The 17,030-nt window shown below is 53.4% G+C and carries 13 protein-coding genes; 9 read left to right on the forward strand and 4 right to left on the reverse strand.

Annotation, left to right across the window (positions count from 1 at the left end; genetic code table 11):
• Positions 1-19 precede the first annotated feature (19 nt).
• The gene (locus tag ACO0K9_RS09110; protein ID WP_422984016.1) at positions 20-2,389 is read right to left on the reverse strand and encodes an EAL domain-containing protein; all 2,370 of its coding nucleotides are present in this window, start codon (positions 2,387-2,389) and stop codon (positions 20-22) included.
• 114 nt (positions 2,390-2,503) lie between these two features.
• Positions 2,504-3,082, reverse strand: a complete 579-nt coding sequence (locus ACO0K9_RS09115; protein WP_422984018.1) for a methylamine utilization protein — start codon at positions 3,080-3,082, stop codon at positions 2,504-2,506.
• Between the two features lie 317 nt (positions 3,083-3,399).
• On the opposite strand from ACO0K9_RS09115, the gene ACO0K9_RS09120 reads away from it, so the two are divergent.
• Positions 3,400-4,449: a GGDEF domain-containing protein gene (locus ACO0K9_RS09120; RefSeq protein WP_422984020.1), complete on the forward strand. Its 1,050-nt coding sequence runs from the start codon at positions 3,400-3,402 to the stop codon at positions 4,447-4,449.
• A gap of 53 nt (positions 4,450-4,502) precedes the next feature.
• Here the strand turns inward: ACO0K9_RS09120 and yedA are convergent, their stop codons facing one another.
• Positions 4,503-5,390, reverse strand: a complete 888-nt coding sequence (yedA, locus tag ACO0K9_RS09125) for a drug/metabolite exporter YedA (protein WP_422984022.1) — start codon at positions 5,388-5,390, stop codon at positions 4,503-4,505.
• 125 nt (positions 5,391-5,515) lie between these two features.
• Here yedA and ACO0K9_RS09130 point away from each other — a divergent pair, with 125 nt between their 5' ends.
• From ACO0K9_RS09130 to ACO0K9_RS09150, 5 genes are all read left to right on the forward strand, one after another.
• Entirely contained in the window at positions 5,516-5,962 is a 447-nt protein-coding gene (locus tag ACO0K9_RS09130) for an Lrp/AsnC family transcriptional regulator (protein ID WP_422984024.1), read from the forward strand.
• Between the two features lie 20 nt (positions 5,963-5,982).
• A complete protein-coding gene (locus tag ACO0K9_RS09135; protein ID WP_422984026.1) occupies positions 5,983-6,921 on the forward strand; it encodes a LysR substrate-binding domain-containing protein in 939 nt (312 codons plus the stop codon).
• 1 nt (position 6,922) lies between these two features.
• Positions 6,923-7,984: a sensor histidine kinase gene (locus ACO0K9_RS09140; protein ID WP_422984028.1), complete on the forward strand. Its 1,062-nt coding sequence runs from the start codon at positions 6,923-6,925 to the stop codon at positions 7,982-7,984.
• A gap of 18 nt (positions 7,985-8,002) precedes the next feature.
• On the forward strand, positions 8,003-8,707 hold the full coding sequence (locus tag ACO0K9_RS09145) for a LytR/AlgR family response regulator transcription factor (protein ID WP_422984030.1): 705 nt from the start codon (positions 8,003-8,005) through the stop codon (positions 8,705-8,707).
• 124 nt (positions 8,708-8,831) lie between these two features.
• A complete protein-coding gene (locus ACO0K9_RS09150) occupies positions 8,832-10,031 on the forward strand; it encodes an acyltransferase family protein (protein WP_422984032.1) in 1,200 nt (399 codons plus the stop codon).
• On the opposite strand, the gene ACO0K9_RS09155 is transcribed toward ACO0K9_RS09150, so the two are convergent.
• Complete coding sequence (locus ACO0K9_RS09155; protein WP_422984034.1) at positions 10,001-10,483, reverse strand: DUF1348 family protein; 483 nt, start codon at positions 10,481-10,483, stop codon at positions 10,001-10,003. The two genes, ACO0K9_RS09150 and ACO0K9_RS09155, sit on opposite strands and share 31 nt — an antisense overlap.
• 127 nt (positions 10,484-10,610) lie before the next feature.
• On the opposite strand from ACO0K9_RS09155, the gene ACO0K9_RS09160 reads away from it, so the two are divergent.
• From ACO0K9_RS09160 to ACO0K9_RS09170, 3 genes are all read left to right on the forward strand, one after another.
• The gene (locus tag ACO0K9_RS09160; RefSeq protein ID WP_422984036.1) at positions 10,611-11,510 is read left to right on the forward strand and encodes a LysR family transcriptional regulator; all 900 of its coding nucleotides are present in this window, start codon (positions 10,611-10,613) and stop codon (positions 11,508-11,510) included.
• Positions 11,511-11,767: 257 nt separating this feature from the next.
• The gene (locus ACO0K9_RS09165; protein ID WP_422984038.1) at positions 11,768-12,784 is read left to right on the forward strand and encodes a LacI family DNA-binding transcriptional regulator; all 1,017 of its coding nucleotides are present in this window, start codon (positions 11,768-11,770) and stop codon (positions 12,782-12,784) included.
• 448 nt (positions 12,785-13,232) lie between these two features.
• Positions 13,233-16,871, forward strand: a complete 3,639-nt coding sequence (locus tag ACO0K9_RS09170) for an indolepyruvate ferredoxin oxidoreductase family protein (RefSeq protein WP_422984040.1) — start codon at positions 13,233-13,235, stop codon at positions 16,869-16,871.
• Positions 16,872-17,030 lie beyond the last annotated feature (159 nt).

Below are 17,030 nucleotides of genomic sequence, written 5' to 3' on the forward strand. Positions count from 1 at the left end.
CTGTCCTGCTGTAGAGGTATTACGACGCCGGATTGTTTTGCTGCCATTTTTCCAGCCACGCCGGTAAATCGGTCGAGGGCATGGGTTTGCTGATGAAATAACCCTGGGCCTGATCGCAGCCCAGTTCTTTCAGCAGGGCCATGACTTCAGCATTTTCCACCCCTTCTGCGACGACGCGCAAGCCCATATTGTGGCCAAGATCAATGGTGGATTTGACGATTTTGGTGTCATCAATATCTTTTTCCATTTTCAAGACGAAAGACTTATCGATCTTGAGTTCATCCACCGGCAAACGTTTCAGATAGGCCAGCGAAGAGTAGCCGGTACCAAAGTCATCGATGGACAAGTCCAGGCCCATGGCATGCAGACGATCCAGCGTCTGAAAAGCCCTGACCGGGTCATCCATGATGGCGCTTTCGGTAATTTCCAGGCAGAACGAGGCAGCATCCACCTGATGTTGCTGCAGTATCTGGGCAAACTTGGTGGGCAAATCCTGATCCATCAAATCCCTGGTGGAAATATTCACGGAGATTTTCAAGTGCAAGCCCTGCTTATTCCAGAGGCTGCAAACGCGCGCTGCCTCATTCATGATCCAGTGTGTCAACTGACGGATGAATCCGGTTTGTTCTGCAAAAGGGATGAACTGGTCGGGGAAGATGAAACCGCGTTCGGGGTGCACCCAGCGTACCAGTGCTTCCACCGCGATCACCTGGCCATGGTCGAGCCCGACCTTGGGTTGCACATACATGCGAAATGCCTGTTGTTCCAGCGCTGCCCGCAATTCACTCAGCAGTGACAGGCTTTGCTGACTGCCTTTGTCTATGTCTGGTGAATAAATGACGGCACCACTGTTCCCCAGTTTGGCTGCATACATGGCGACTTCGACCCGGCTTAGCAAAGTATGGGTATCGCTGGCATGGTCGGGAAAACCGGCGATGCCTATGCCTGCGCCCAGGTCTACGGTCTGGTCTTCGATGGAAATCGGTTTTTCCAGTGAACGCAAAATCCGGTGGGCCAGGTGTAGCGCTTCTTCTTTGGAACCATTCGGCAACAGAATAGCGAATTCATCGCCACCCAGGCGGGCCGGCTTGGTCGCCCCTGCGCCCAGTTCGTCTGACAAGCGGATGGCGACCTGGTTTAACAGGATATCGCCAAAGCGGTGACCCATGACGTCGTTCACATGTTTGAAACGGTCCAGGTCCATCATCAGTACGTAACAGGATTTCTCATGCGCGCGTGCCATCGCGATGGCTTCTTCCAGCATGTCGGTAAACAGGGCGCGGTTCGGCAGATTGGTCAGGGTATCCCAGTACGCCAGCCGGCTGATTTCCTTTTCACGCTGGGCGATGCCGTCACGCATGGTGGTGAAGGTGCGTGCGAGATCGCCGATTTCATCCTTCTGCTTGACGTTGATGGCTGCCGTATAGTCACCGGCACCCAGGCGTCGGGCGGTTTCTGCCAACTGCCGGACCGGGCCAGTAATGCGGCGTGCGGTAATGGCGCTGATGATACTGGCGACAACGGCACCAAACACCGTCAGTATCAGCAAGTTCAGTTGCAGTTTCTTGTAGGGCGCAACCGCCTGGCTGATGGACAGTTGTAGTACCGCGACGGTACTGGCCTGTTCATTTTGCGCCAGCTGGATGATGCGGGTGCTGTACTGGTCTTCATCTATCTGGATATTCGGCAGGTAGCTGACTTTTTGTTCTGGCGGCGGTATCAGATGGGTCAGTTCGGCAGCCTGTCCGTCGCTGAGTGTGGATACATTCGGTGTCCAGCCATTTTTTCCTGTCGTCAGCAGGCTGATCTGCATCAGCGATAGTTCATGCATGTCACTCACCAGGGTCTTGCCTATGGGAATAGCCATCACGACCCAACTGATGGTCACTGGTGCTTCTATCGGCACCACCACCATTTGATACGGCTTGCCATCGACGATGGTGGTACTGGCGGCGCTGCCGGATTTTTCTGCTGTCTGTATCAGGGCCGCGACAGATTGTTGCAAGCTGTGGCTGAGATTGCCAGCGGCAGTCGCACTGGAAGACGCCGTGATTTTTCTGTCCAGGCCAACCAGCATGGTCAGGTCAGAACCTATGCGTTTGCCGTGATTCGACAGGGTAGAGACGATGGTTTCGGTGTCATGCGTGCCTATGGCTTCACGGAAGGCATATTCCTTGGCCAGGACGATGGCACCCTGTATCAGTTTTTGTGCATTCTGATCCAGCAGTCGCAACAGGATTTTTTCATTGAGCTTCAGGCTTTCTTCGATGGCACTGCGGGCATTGCTGTCTATGGTATTACGAATGGTGAAAAAGCCGACCAGTTGCAAGGTCAGGAGCAGACCGATAAACAGGGTGACGACGCGGCTTTCCAGACTATGCAAACGCATGAATTATCCTCAATGTGCGCACGTAAAATAATAATGTAGTTGATGTTTGCCGCTATGTCAGGGCTGATGATTGCACCCGTCATGCATAGGAACGGGTACCCCGACAGCGCCTGATTATCCTGCTTTGTAATTGAGTTTGACAATCACCGGCGTTGCGCTGCCATCAACCTGCAGGTTTTGTTCCTGAACCGCCGCACCAGGGGCTTGCTTGGGGTGCCATACTTTCAACACATATTTACCGGCTGGGATGGTGGCCAGGTGTGCCGCACCGCTGGCATCCGTTTTGGCAAAATAGGGCGTATCGACAATATGGATATAGGCGACCATCTGGTCATGGATATTGCAGCCGACGACCACCGTGCCGGCCTTGTCAAACACTACCGGCGCTGCCGGTTTGCCAGAATACAACTTGAGTTCAAAGGGTTTGGCCGGTGAAAACGAGTAGGCATGGTGCCTGACCGTATCATTATTTGGAAAAGATACCGACGTGCCGGTCTGTACTACCGTCACCAGTGGCATGAATTTCTTGTCTTTTTGCTGGATTTCTGCCGTGGCCGATTTGGCAAGTTGTGGCCCTGTTGCCAGTTCGGCATATACAACTGCATCCTGGACCGCCTGGCCACTGCTGTCGCTGACCTGAATGACGGACGCCGCTATCGCCGGGCTAGCCAGCGTTATGCTGACGATTCCCATGCAGATCATGCCGGGGCTACAAAAAAGCGGCTGTTTATTTCGCATAATCTGCACCTTGCCAAAAAAATATGATTGAAATGATGTCACTATATATTACTGTAGTTCCGCCCATCGCAGAATGCCAACGGCGGATTCCCACAAAGGACTTTAGAGTAATACCCACGGAGCAGTCATTTTTATCTAAGGCGAGATTGTTTGTAGATAATCTGGTGACGGTGTGCCTTGACTTGCTATACTATTGTAAATCGGCAATGTGCGCATTGCTGGAGTTGACTTTGTATGGAGTGTTAATGCTGTAAGGTGCAGGAATACGGGGCATGGAATCAATCATTAAACATCTGGTAGAGATTACCGGACATCGCGATCATGACTTACTGAATATTTCAGTGATTACGGCTCTGCGTCAATTGACGAATGCAGAGTCAGCACGGGTATTGGATGTCGTTTCCGTTGGGCAGCAAGTTTTTATCAAACCACAGATTACCATCCACGAAGGTTCGGTGGCCATGGCCGACGAATCGCACACGACGCCCACGGCAAATGATTCGATAGAGCATTATCCCCAGTTAAAAGAAGGCATTGCCAAGCAACAACCGGTGATTGAGCATCTGATCGAAGGTGGCAGGATAGTCTGGCTGCCGATCTGGATCAACGACAAGCTGCATACCTGCCTGGAAATCTACAAACCGGCCAACTACACGGCGAATGCAATGGAAGTGGTCAGCGGCATGCTGATCGTGTACAGAAACTTTCAAAACCTGCTTGATTACAGTGAGCGTGACTCTCTGACCGGTTTGCTGAACCGTAAGACTTTTGATGATAATTTTTCCAAAGTGCTACGCAATAGTGCATTGCAGCAGCAGGCCAGCTCAGAAGCCGAGCGTGAGGACGAAGAGCGTCGCCGTCATGAGCCGGAACGCCAGCATTGGCTGGCAGTATTGGATATCGACCATTTCAAGCGCGTCAATGACCAGTTCGGTCATCTGTATGGCGACGAAGTTTTGATTCTGATTGCCAATTTGCTACGTAGCTCCTTCCGTCCTTCAGACCGGCTGTTCCGCTTTGGTGGTGAAGAATTCGTGATTTTATTGCGCTCGACTTCGCAAGAAGATGCGCAGATGATCTTTGATCGTTTCCGTCAAAATGTAGAAATGCATCATTTTCCACAGGTAGGTACGGTCACCATCAGCATCGGTTATGCTCGCATAGACCCGTTCGAGCCTGCCGTGGCCATCGTTGGCCGGGCCGACCAGGCCCTGTATTTCGCCAAGACCAATGGCCGCAACCGCACTTGTTATTACGATGCCCTGGTCACCAGTGGTGACTTGCAGATTGAAGTATCCAACGATACAGCCGAATTCTTTTAAACGGACGTACGCAAAACTGCTACAACAGCCTTGCATGCGTCCCGTCAAACCCTTCAACTGGCAGTCTGTTCCTGATTCTTCTTGTGGGCGCTGGTCAGCACGATGACGCTGCCAAGGATGATGCTCATCGCCAGCATTTCACGCATGGACAGATGTTCACCACCAAACGCCACCCCCAGGCCTACCGCAATCACCGGGTTGACATAGGCATAGCTGGCAGCCAGGCCGGCAGGGACCTTGGACAGCAGATACATATAGGCAGTAAATGCCAGTAATGAACCTGCCACCACCAGATAGGCCCAGGCCGCCACCGCGTTGAAGCTCACTTCACCTGTCAGTTGCTCGCCTTTGAACAGACTGATCAGGAACAGGAACAGGCCACCCACCAGCATTTCACTGGCAAAGCCCATGCCGCCGGCAGCCATCTTGAGCTTCTTTTGCGACAGGATGGAACCTATATCCCAGCACAGTATGGCACCCAGTAAAAACAGGATGCCCAGCGGTTTTGCGGAAAACTGTCCATCCGAAGCCAGCAGCATGGCGCCAATAAAACCGCAGACTATGCCCAGCCATTCGCGTCTTTTCGGCCAGTCGCCGAACAGGCCCGACAGGCCCGACAGTATCATCGGTGAGCAGGCGATAAAGACTGCGGTCAGACCGGAAGAGACGTATTGCTGTGCCACCGCAGTCAGGCCGGTGCCGCCACCCAGCATCAGGATGCCGACTATGCCGCCGTCCCGCCACTCACGCAAAGTCGGGTTGGCTGCGCCATGCCATTTTTGCCAAATATATAATATCGCGCCCGCCACCAGAAAGCGCGTGCCTATCATCATGAAAGGCGGGAAGGCTTGCAATGCGACCTGAATGGCAAAATACGTGGAGCCCCAGACAATATAGACAGTGAGCAGGGCGAGCAGGACTTGACGGGGCAGGTGGCGCATGAATTTCTCTTGTGCAATGAATGATCGACTATCAGTGTATGTTAGCAGGATGTGATTTTGAATGGATAAACAAAGGTAAATCAGGTACATTTCTTTTGATATCACAGAAAAAAGAGGTTTTTCCCATGAAGTTAGAATTAGACGTGATGGATGGCAAGATCCTTGAGATTTTGCAGGCGGATGCCAGGGTCACGCTGGCCGAAATCGGTCGTCGCATACATTTAAGCCAGCCAGCGGTTGCCGAAAGGGTCAAACGCATGGAGGCGGCGAATGTCATCACGGGCTATCATGCCAGGGTCAATCCCGAAGCACTGGGATATGGGATTACCGCCTTTGTCCGCATAGCCAGTCGCGCCACCGACACGCCGGTACTGAAAATCGCCGAGCAAGTGCCGGAAGTCGTTGAATGCCATGCCATTACCGGCGAAGATTGCGTGATCGTGAAAGTGGTGGCGCCGTCAGTACGCGAACTGGAACGTGTGATCACCAGTCTGGCGCGTTGCGGTGTGACCTCGACCTCACTGATCCTGTCGTCATCGATAGAACGCAGAGCGATCAAGCCAGTTGAATAGAAAAACGGAACTGCGAGAACATGGAACTGCGCCAATTACGCTATTTTGTTGCCATCGTCGATCATGGCTCGCTGTCACGTGCTGCACGTGTGTTGCACATCGTGCAGCCAGCCCTGACCCAGCAATTGCAGCAACTGGAAGAAGAACTGGGCGCCATGCTCTTGCACCGCTCGGCCCAGGGCATGCAGGCCACCGATGCCGGCAAGGTATTTTACGAACATGCGCAGGCGATATTGAAACAGGTCAGTGACGCCAGGTCTGCGGTGGCACAGTCCACCGACAAACCACGCGGCACCGTGGCTTTGGGCATACCGCAAAGCGCGTCCGGTGCATTGGCCTTCCCGCTGCTGAAAGCGGTGCGGGCGGCTTACCCGGACATTGTGTTTCAGTTGACAGAGGAATTGACCGGCAACCTGACCGAGCAGTTGCGTTCTGGGCGCCTGAACCTGGCCATCCTGTTTGACGACGGGCAATTGGGCGGCTTTGCCACCAAACCCATGGTTGAAGAAGAAATGATGTATATCACCCGCAGCGATTCGCAATTTGCCTGCAAGCGCAAATCCATTACGCTGGAACAGGCCCTGAAGGCGACCTTGATACTGCCCAGCATCCAGCACGGGGTTCGGCCGCGCATAGAACAGGTGGTCAGGCAACAGGGCAAAAGCATAGAGCAGGTGATCGACATTACTTCTATTGCGATTTTGAAATCGGCCTTGCTTGCCGATATGGGTGCGACCATCTTGCCGGTTTCCCCCATGCTGGTAGAAATTGAAAGAGGCGAGATGCGCGCCTGTCCCATCAGTGATGTGCAGCTTTCGCGTACGGTCACCCTGTGTGCATCCAAAAACATCCCGCTGACGAATGCTGCCATGGCGGTGGAAAAACTGGTGCTGGAATTGACCCGTGAATTAAGCCAGAGCGGTAAGTGGCTGGGAACAAAAAATCTGGTGTCTGCCTGATATGAGCCATCAACGATTCTGGAAAAAGATAAAAAAACCTTTGCTGGCCGGCTGGGTTTTATTTTGGTTACTAATGATGGCGGTTGCCGTGCAAGACCATTTGAAGAATGGCGGCAAACATATCTGGGAACCACTATTTTGGGAAGGTTCATCTGCCTTTGTCGGCACTGCTTTGCTACTGATACAAAAACGCAAGTTGACTGACAGTGTGCTGTTGCAGACGCCAGCCAAATGGTTTTGGCAGCAGATTCTACCGCTGCCATTGATCAGCATTGTATTTGTCATCCTCATTTATAGCCTGCGCCATCTGGTATATGCAATGCTGGGACTGACTTATCAGCATGGTGGCTGGGGCCAGGTGCTGGTCTATGAATGCAGCAAGATCTTCCTGTTCTTTGGCATCTTCTATGTGGTCATCTTTGGCCTGCAAGCCTATGCATCCCTGCTGGAAGAAAAAGAAAATGCAGAAAAATCCCAGGCCTTGTTGCGACAGGCGCAGTTGCACAGGCTGACGCAACAGATGCAACCGCATTTCCTGTTCAATGTCCTCAATACCATTTCATCCCTGATGTATACCGATGTCAAACTGGCCGATACCGCCTTGAGCCAGATTGCCGGACTCTTGCGTGCCAGCCTCGATCTGGGACAGCAGTCAGAAACCGGATTGCGGCATGAGTTGGAGTTATTGCAAGCCTATGCACGGCTCATGAGCCTGCGTTTTGTTGACCGGGTAGAACTCAGTTGGGACATCGCGGACGACGTGCAAGATTGCCGGGTACCAGTGATGAGTCTGCAAACCCTGCTCGAAAACAGCTTCAAGCATACGGTGGAAAAACGCACGCAACTGACACATATCAAGATCAGCGCGCGCAGCGAGCAGGGGCAATTGGTACTGTGCATTCAGGATGATGCCGGATACCTGATAGAAAAAACGGATAACAGCGGCGTCGGCATCAACAACTTGCGCCAGCGCCTGCAAGTGCTGTATGCGGATACAGCCAGCCTGACCTTACGTGCATTGACACCCGCTGGTGTCATGACAGAACTGCGTTTGCCACTTTGAGCACAGGATGAAGACGCCATGAAAATCCTCATCGTCGATGACGAAGCCTATGCCAGGGACAAACTCAGGCGCCTGGTTGCCGAACACGTGGCCGACGCCAGCGTGACAGAAGCCAGGGACGGGAAGGAAGCCCTGGACAGCATTGCGAAGCATAAACCCGACCTGGTTTTCCTCGACATACAGATGCCGGAAATGGATGGCATCAGCGTTGCCAGTCAGTTGAGCGCGCCGCTGCCACTGATTGTGTTCGTAACGGCGTATGACCAGTTTGCCCTGCAAGCCTTCGATGCAAATGCCATCGACTATTTGCTCAAGCCCTATGATGAAGCACGGTTCTTGCGCGCCCTGCACAGGGTGGAAGAACGCAGCGCTATGGCCAGAAAGACCGGCACTGAGCAGCATTTGCTGTTGAGTGAAAAGGGCCGTGTCGTGGTCATCAAACTGGCTGACATTGTCCGCCTGGAAGCGGCTGACAATTATGTGCTGATCTGTACTGCGCAAGAACAGCATATGATGCGCCAGACCTTGTCTGGCCTGCATGAGCGCCTGGGGCAAGGCTTCGTGCGTTGTCATCGGCGCCATATCGTCCGTCTGGACCAGATCACCCAGGTATTGCCAGCGCAAAAAGGGGATGCTGAATTATTATTGCGCGATGGCACTAGTCTGTCCTGCAGCCGTCAATATAGAGAGGATGTGGTCCAGCAACTGGGCAGCCTGCATTGATAGGTATTCTGGTCTTGGTCCAGTTCACCCCGGCTGGAATCCAGTTCGTCACATTCCCCTCGCTTGCGTTCTGGCCCAGGCTGTAAACTGGCCTTGTGTTCATAACCAAGTCTATACCGCCATCATGTCCACCTCATCCACGCCCACCGCAGGTTCGCCGTCACTACGTCTGTACTTTCTTGACTGGGTCCGTATCATTGCCTTCTTCCTGCTGATTCTGTATCACGTCGGTATGTATTACGTGGAATGGGGCTGGCATGTCAAAAGCCCGCATGCCAGTTCCACCCTGCAGCCGCTGATGATGCTGACCAGCCCCTGGCGACTGAGCTTGCTGTTTTTCATTTCCGGCGTGGCATCTGCATTCATGCTGGAGAAAATCAAGCCGGGACAATTCCTGCGCAGCCGCAGTATCCGTCTTTTGCCGCCTTTGATCTTTGGCATGCTGGTCGTTGTACCACCGCAAGCTTATCTGGAAGTGGTGGAAAAACTGGCCTATGCAGGCGGTTACGGTGACTTCATGCAATTGTATGTGCATGCCTATCGTGGTTTTAAAATAGAAGGCAAGACCCTGGACTTGCCGACATGGAATCATCTGTGGTTCGTTGCCTATCTGTGGGTCTACAGTGTCTTGCTGGGGTGTTGGCTGGCAGTCAAACCAGACTGGTTCAAGATGGCCCGCACCTGGCTGGAAAAACAGATGAAAGGCTGGCGTATACTGGTCTTGCCGATTGCGTATCTGGCTGTGGTACGCATGGCTTTATTGAGTGACTTCCCGCCGAATCATGGTCTGGTAGCTGACTGGTATAACCATGCCTGCTATTTGTTTGTCTTTGTGTTTGGTGCACTGATCGCCACATCACCGGTATTCTGGCAAGAGCTGACAGCCTTGCGCTGGCTGGCGCTGAGGCTGGTCGCATGCAGCTGGATCCTGCTCATCATTTATTTTGACCTTGCCACTGATGATATTCCCAAATGGCTGCTCATGACGCAGCGCCTGGTATGGGTTTGCATGGCCTGGTCGGCGATTATCGCGGCGTGCGCCTATGCGCACCAGTACCTGAACTTTGACAGTCCGGCAAGGCGCTATCTGACGCAGGCTGTGTTTCCCGTCTACATCCTGCATCAGACCTATATCGTCATCATGGCGCATAGCCTGAAGCCGCTGGCATTGCCTGCGCTTAGCGAAGGCATCTTGCTGATTGCCTTGACGGCGCTGAGCTGTTTCCTCAGCTACGAAATCATACGCCGCGTGTTTTTCTTGCGCCCCCTGTTTGGGCTCGATATGGGTTCTGTTTATAGACCCAGCTCACTCAGTCCGGGATGATGGTCCGGGCGGCGACCCTGAGCCCAGTGAAACAGGCGCTGATCTGCGCTGATGCGCAGATCATTGATGCTGGCCAGGCGTCTATGCATCAGGCCATCGTCAGCAAATTCCCAATTCTCATTGCCATAAGAGCGTGTCCAGTTACCTTCATGATCGCAACTCTCGTAGGCAAAGCGGACGGCGATACGATGGTCGCGGAAAGCCCATAATTCCTTGATCAGGCGGTATTCACGTTCTGCCGCCCATTTGCGCTGCAAGAATTCCCTGATCTGTTCCCGGCCCAGCGGGAATTCATGACGATTGCGCCAGATCGTGTTCAGTGTATAAGCCAACACTACCCGGTCCGGGTCGCGGCTGTTCCAGGCATCTTCTGCCAGACGTACTTTCTGTATGGCCGTTTCCTGTGTAAAAGGTGGGAGCGGCGGACGTGCTTCGTCTTCCAAGTTGTTCATCAGGTATCCGTTTTTGAAAAATGTAGTGGGGCCTCTGGGCCGATTTTACGCAATATCATTTGTGGACAGAATACGCATGACTTACAATTGACTATTGTAAAAAATGGAATAATCACCGGGCACATCTATGGACAAGCTGCATTTGATGACGGTGTTCGTGGCCGTCGCAGAAGAAGAGGGTTTTGCTGCTGCCGCACGCCGCCTGGGCATGTCGCCACCGGCGGTGACCCGTGCGATTGCGGCGCTCGAAGCCAGGTTGGGTGTCAAATTGCTCAATCGCAGCACGCGTTATGTCAGGGTAACCGAAGCCGGTCAACGCTATCAGGATGACGCTCGCCGCATCATCGCCGAAGTCGAGGCGGCGGACGAAGCCACAACTGGCATCAATGCCGAACCACGCGGTCATTTGACGGTGACTGCACCGGTCCTGTTTGGCAAAATGTATGTAATGGCCAGCATCGTAGATTACCTGCAACGTTATCCTGCCATGGATGTGTCTGCCCTGTTTCTGGACCGGGTGGTGAATTTGCTGGAAGAGGGCGTGGATGTTGGCATACGCATAGGCGAGCTGCCGGATTCCAGTATGAAAGCGATACGGGTCGGGCAGATACGGCGGGTCTTGTGTGCGTCGCCAGCCTACCTGGCACAGGCTGGCCAGCCGCAACACCCCGATCAGTTACGGGCCCACAGCATGATTGCCGCATCCAGTGTGACGCCGATGACTGAGTGGCGTTTCAGCCATCAGGGCCAGAACCTGGCATTCAAGTTCAAGCCGCGCCTGACCATCACCAGCAATGATGCAGCGATTGAAGCCAGTCTGGCCGGCCTGGGCATCAGCCGTCTGTTGTCGTATCAGGTGGATGCCTTATTCAAAACCGGGCAATTGATACACCTGCTGCCCGAGTATGAAACAGCAGCCTTGCCGGTGCATGTGGTGCACCGGGAAAACCGCTATGCATCCACCAGGGTCAGAAGCTTTGTTGATCTCATCGTCACCCAACTGCGGGAAAAAATGGCAACACATTGATAGCGGCAATGCCATGCGTGATGGAAATTTAATATACTTACGACTTACGCAAAATTGTCCCAGCAAGGCTATCGCTTTAGGAAACCTCCCTTGCAGGGGAGGTTCGTTGCGTTGGCAGACAATATATTGTCTGAAACCCCAACTACACCGTAGCGACGAAGACAGTACGAACAGTACGGCTAGGAGCTACAACGCAGCTGGGGCGGTTTTGCGTAAGTCCTAATACTGCTGAAACCTTAATCATAGAAGAGAATCTAGTGGCCACCATCAAGGATGTAGCCCGCCTGGCGGGAGTAGGTCTGGGAACTGCTTCGCGTGTGGTGAGCGGCAACGGTTCAGTCTCATTAAAAACACAGGAAAGGGTCAGGAAAGCCATCGCTGAACTGGATTTTCGTCCTTCGCATGCAGCGCGCTCACTATTGTCTGGCAATTCGCAAATGATAGGGGTGTATATCCCGGTACTCAAGGGCACTTTTTATATGCCCATCCTGCAATCCATTGATACTGAACTGCGTGCTGCCGGTCTGCATATGGTGGTTGCCTTTGGTGTGAGCGGCGTTGACGAGCACCGGAAAGGTGTGGAAGCCATACAATTCTTGATGGAGCGTGGTTGCGACGGCCTGATCGTCATGAGCAATGTCTTGAATGATGATGATTTTTCCAAGCTCGGTCCCAAGCATGCACAACTGGTGATGTTGAATCATCACTCGGAACAATTTGCCGCACAGTGTTTTATTGCAGATCATGAGCTGGGCGGGGTGATGGCAGCAAAAGCCTTGCTTGCGCACCAGCACAAAAAGATAGCAGTCATTGCCGGCCCGTCCGAGGCGGCAGACAATGTGGACCGCATCAACGGATTTCTGGGTGAACTGGGCCGTGCCGGTATTGATACGGCAAACATGTGGATAGCTGAAAGCGACTTTTCGCCAGAAGGTGGCTGGAATGCAGCCAGGGAACTGGTCAATTCAGCTTATCCGTTTACCGCCCTGTTTTGCGCCAATGATGAAATGGCACTCGGGGCGCTCTCGTATTTCCAGCAGGCGGGCATTGCCGTGCCACGCGATGTCTCGGTGATAGGCTATGACGACACCATGAGCGCAACCTTCGCCGCGCCACCCCTGTCTTCGGTGCATATACCCTGGCGTGATGTCACCTTGAATGCCCTGAATGAATTGCTGAACCGCTGTTATGGATGGGCGCGTCCGGTGAAGCGGGATTTCCAGGTTGCCGTCACCATGCGTGCATCGCTGGCCAGGCGTCGCAAAGCTGCTTAGGGACATGTGCTTTGCCGAAAAACAGGGTGTGCTGGCTGATCGTGCGCTGGCAAGGCAGGCAATGTGGGCTATCATTTTTCATGATAGCCCTATTTTAATTCCATATTTTCCCTGCCAGCGTATTCAACCTACACTGTGAACACAGCAGATTTCAAAGGAAGTCGAGGAAGCGCTGCAGCGAAATTTCGAAAGTTTCCTTTGATGTCTCTTTGATTCGATATGAATGTAGGTGCAGCCATGGCATATTGTTATTGGGTCATACCGTGACAGAATGCATGATGTCTTGACATCGAATTTTGTATCGAATTCGAATAAAATGACAGTTACCACTGTCAACGCAACGAGAGCCTATCTCTGATACCTCGCTATAGGCTACGAGCAAAATTGTGTCTTACCGGACATAACGCATGCTCTTTGCGATCTAAATCACAAATTTTGGAGCCACCTTATGTCATCCGACACCACCCTGGAGTCTGCTGGACTCTCGTCCCTGCCGTTCGAAAAAAACACTGCCGCCACCGTCAACGAAGCTCCTGCAACGTCAGCCATCGACGCACTCGAAGCCAGCCAGATCACCAGCCCGCCGCAATTGAATGACGTACAGCTCGACGATAAATACACGTCGAATAGTGGCACCATCTTCCTGTCCGGCATACAAGCCCTGGTCCGCCTGCCCATGATGCAGCGCCAGCGCGACCTGGCTGCGGGCTTGAATACGGCGGGATTTATTTCCGGCTATCGCGGCTCGCCGCTGGGTGGCCTGGATGAAACATTGTGGAAAACCAAAAAACTGCTGGAACAAAACCATGTGCAGTTCGTGCCCGGCGTCAATGAAGACCTGGCCGCCACCGCAGTCTGGGGTTCGCAAACGGTAGACCTGATAGGCCCGGCCAAATACGATGGTGTGTTTGGCATGTGGTATGGCAAAGGCCCCGGCGTGGATCGCAGTGCTGACGTTTTCAAACATATGAACCATGCAGGTACATCGAAACACGGTGGCGTGTTGCTGGTGGCCGGCGATGACCATGGTGCGTATTCTTCGACGCTGCCGCACCAGTCCGATCATATTTTCTCTGCCTGCATGATCCCCATGCTGTACCCCAGCAATGTGCAGGAATACCTGGACCTGGGCTTGCATGCCTGGGCCATGTCACGTTTCTCCGGCTGTGCCGTCGGTTTCAAGGCCTTGGCAGATACGGTGGAATCAACCTCGTCGGTGGATGCAGACCCTTTCCGTCTGCAAATCACCATCCCTGAAGATTTCGTCATGCCCGAAGGCGGCCTGAATACACGTTTGTCGCTGGATACCCTGGGCATACAGGCGCGCAAGCAGGAAGCGCTGATGCAGGATTACAAAATCTATGCAGCCCTGGCTTATGCGCGTGCCAACAAACTCAATCATGTGACCATAGACAGCCCGACCGCAAGACTGGGCATCGTGGCATCCGGCAAGTCGTATCTGGATGTGCTGGAAGCGCTGGAAGAACTGGGTATCGACGAAAAATTTGCTGCCGAGACAGGACTACGCCTGTTCAAGGTGTCCATGCCCTGGCCGCTGGAACCCGATGGCGTGCGCGAATTTGCCCAGGGTCTGGATGAGATACTGGTGGTTGAAGAAAAACGCCAGATGGTCGAATACCAACTGAAAGAACAACTGTATAACTGGCGCGACGATGTGCGCCCGCGCGTCATCGGAAAATTTGATGAAAAAGGCGAATGGGTGCATCCGCGTGGTGAATGGCTGCTGACCTCGAAAGCAGATTTCTCGGTGGCACAGATTGCCCGCGTGATCGCGGCACGTATCGCCCGCTTCCATACCAGTGACCTGATCAAGGCACGCCTGGCGTTTCTGGAAGCCAAGGATGTCGTGCTTAGCAAACAGGTCAATACACCGGCACGCCCTGCATACTATTGTTCAGGCTGCCCACACAATACCTCGACCAAAGTGCCGGAAGGCAGCCTGGCCCTGGCTGGCATAGGTTGCCATGTCATGGCGACTGCGATTTACCCTGAATTCAACAAGTTGACTACGCATATGGGTGGCGAAGGTGCGCCATGGATAGGCCAGGCCGCATTCTCGACCCTGCCGCATGTATTTCAGAATCTGGGTGATGGTACTTATTTCCATTCCGGCTATCTGGCGATCCGCGCTGCCATCGCCGCCAAGGTGAATATCACCTACAAGATTTTATATAACGATGCGGTCGCCATGACTGGTGGCCAGCCTGTTGACGGCATTATCAGTGTCCCGATGATGGCGCAGCAGATGGCAGCAGAAGGCGTCAAGCGCATCGCCCTGGTGACAGAAGACTTGTCGCGCTATACCGACCGATCCAATTTGCCGAGCTTTGTGAGCCTGCATGACCGCAAGGACATGGATGCCGTACAGCGCGAATTACGCGAGGTGCCTGGCGCGACTGTGCTCATTTACGACCAGACCTGTGCTGCTGAAAAACGTCGTCGCCGCAAAAAAGGCGAATTCCCCGACCCCAATCAGCGCATGTTCATCAACGAAGCAGTCTGTGAAGGTTGCGGGGATTGTGGCGTGCAATCCAACTGTACTTCCATCATGCCGTTGGAAACGGAATTTGGCCGCAAGCGCAGCATAGACCAATCTTCGTGCAACAAGGATTATTCCTGCGTCAAGGGTTTCTGCCCCAGCTTTGTCACGGTAGAAGGTGGCAAACTGGTCAAATCCAGAACCGGCACTGCAAAAAACGATGACTTCGGCGCATTGCCTGATCCCGTGTTGCCGGCCTGCGAAAGCTCTTACAATATCCTGCTGAACGGCATCGGCGGCACCGGTGTGATCACCGTTGGTGCCTTGCTGGGCATGGCAGCGCATCTGGAAGGCAAGGGCGCATCGGTACTTGATATGACGGGCATGTCGCAAAAGAATGGTTCGGTGACCTCGCACATACGCATCGTCAACCAGGCTGGAAAATTGCGCGCCCAGCGTATCGCGACCGGTGAAGCAGACCTGATTCTGGGTTGCGATATCTTGACTGCCGGTGCGCATGACGCCATTTCCAAAATGCGTGCCGGTCGTACCCGTGCTGTCATCAATACCCATGAACAGCCTACTGGGCCGTTCGCCAAAAATCCTGACTGGCAATTCCCGCTGGAATCGGTAGAACACCTGATCTCGGAATCGGTCGGTGGCAAGGTCGATTTCATCAATGCCACCAAACTGGCAAGCGCCTTGATGGGCGATTCCATTGCCACCAATCTGTTCATGCTGGGCTTTGCTTACCAGAAGGGTGCGATACCGGTATCCGAAACAGCTTTGCTGCGGGCGATAGAAATGAATGGTGTTGCGATAGAAGCCAACAAGAAAGCTTTCCTGTGGGGGCGCCGTGCGGCCGTGAATCTGGACAGGGTTGAAAAAATTGCCCTCCCCGGCCAGCCCGTCGTCATCCAGATGCCACAAAGCCTGGATGCCGTCATCAAGCGTCGTGTCGCTGTCTTGACTGAATACCAGAATGCCGCCTATGCCCAGCAATATGCTGACTTGCTCGACAAGGTAGGCAAGGCAGAATCTGCATTGAATGCCGGTAACAAATTCAGCATGGCAGTCGCCAGATACGCCTTTAAGTTGATGGCGTACAAGGATGAGTATGAAGTCGCACGCCTGTACACCAATGGCGACTTCACCGCAAAACTAAAGCAGCAGTTTGAAGGGGACTTCAGCCTGAAATTCAATCTCGCGCCACCTCTCTTCTCGAAAAAAGACGGGCAAGGGCATCTGGTGAAGGCGCAATACGGTTCCTGGGTCTGGCAGGCATTCAAGCTGCTGGCCAGACTCAAGGGCTTGCGTGGTACGGCGCTGGATATCTTTGGCCGCACAGAAGAACGCAAGGCAGAACGTGCCCTGATCGTTGAATACCGCACGCTGATAGAAAAACTGGCGGCCGGACTGAATGCGGATAATCTGGAACAGGCGATTGCACTGGCCAGTCTGCCAGAGAAAATCCGTGGTTACGGTCATGTGAAAGAAAAGGCCATGCAGGCGTATCATGCAGAAAAAGCAGCTTTGCTGAATCCGCAAAAAACAACAGCCATCAAGGAAGTGTCACGCGTGGCGTGATCCTGCTGATGGCATTGTGGCAAGACAGGCATAGCTTGTCTGTCTTGCCGGCCAGGGAAAGCCAGTAGACAGGCTACGGGCAGATTTTTTGTTGCGGACTACACTGATATCAAACCCAGTATCCATGACGCTTTCCAGACATTTCACTGCTGCAAGCCG

It is taken from the genome of Undibacterium sp. Ji50W, assembly GCF_049340445.1.
Lineage (GTDB): Bacteria > Pseudomonadota > Gammaproteobacteria > Burkholderiales > Burkholderiaceae_D > Undibacterium.

Coding starts and splice junctions, on each gene's coding strand:
- ACO0K9_RS09110 (WP_422984016.1), bottom strand. CDS start 2,389: ATGCGTTTGCATAGTCTGGAAAGCCGCGTCGTCACCCTGTTTATCGGT.
- ACO0K9_RS09115 (WP_422984018.1), bottom strand. CDS start 3,082: ATGGGAATCGTCAGCATAACGCTGGCTAGCCCGGCGATAGCGGCGTCC.
- ACO0K9_RS09120 (WP_422984020.1), top strand. CDS start 3,400: ATGGAATCAATCATTAAACATCTGGTAGAGATTACCGGACATCGCGAT.
- yedA (WP_422984022.1), bottom strand. CDS start 5,390: ATGCGCCACCTGCCCCGTCAAGTCCTGCTCGCCCTGCTCACTGTCTAT.
- ACO0K9_RS09130 (WP_422984024.1), top strand. CDS start 5,516: ATGAAGTTAGAATTAGACGTGATGGATGGCAAGATCCTTGAGATTTTG.
- ACO0K9_RS09135 (WP_422984026.1), top strand. CDS start 5,983: ATGGAACTGCGCCAATTACGCTATTTTGTTGCCATCGTCGATCATGGC.
- ACO0K9_RS09140 (WP_422984028.1), top strand. CDS start 6,923: ATGAGCCATCAACGATTCTGGAAAAAGATAAAAAAACCTTTGCTGGCC.
- ACO0K9_RS09145 (WP_422984030.1), top strand. CDS start 8,003: ATGAAAATCCTCATCGTCGATGACGAAGCCTATGCCAGGGACAAACTC.
- ACO0K9_RS09150 (WP_422984032.1), top strand. CDS start 8,832: ATGTCCACCTCATCCACGCCCACCGCAGGTTCGCCGTCACTACGTCTG.
- ACO0K9_RS09155 (WP_422984034.1), bottom strand. CDS start 10,483: ATGAACAACTTGGAAGACGAAGCACGTCCGCCGCTCCCACCTTTTACA.
- ACO0K9_RS09160 (WP_422984036.1), top strand. CDS start 10,611: ATGGACAAGCTGCATTTGATGACGGTGTTCGTGGCCGTCGCAGAAGAA.
- ACO0K9_RS09170 (WP_422984040.1), top strand. CDS start 13,233: ATGTCATCCGACACCACCCTGGAGTCTGCTGGACTCTCGTCCCTGCCG.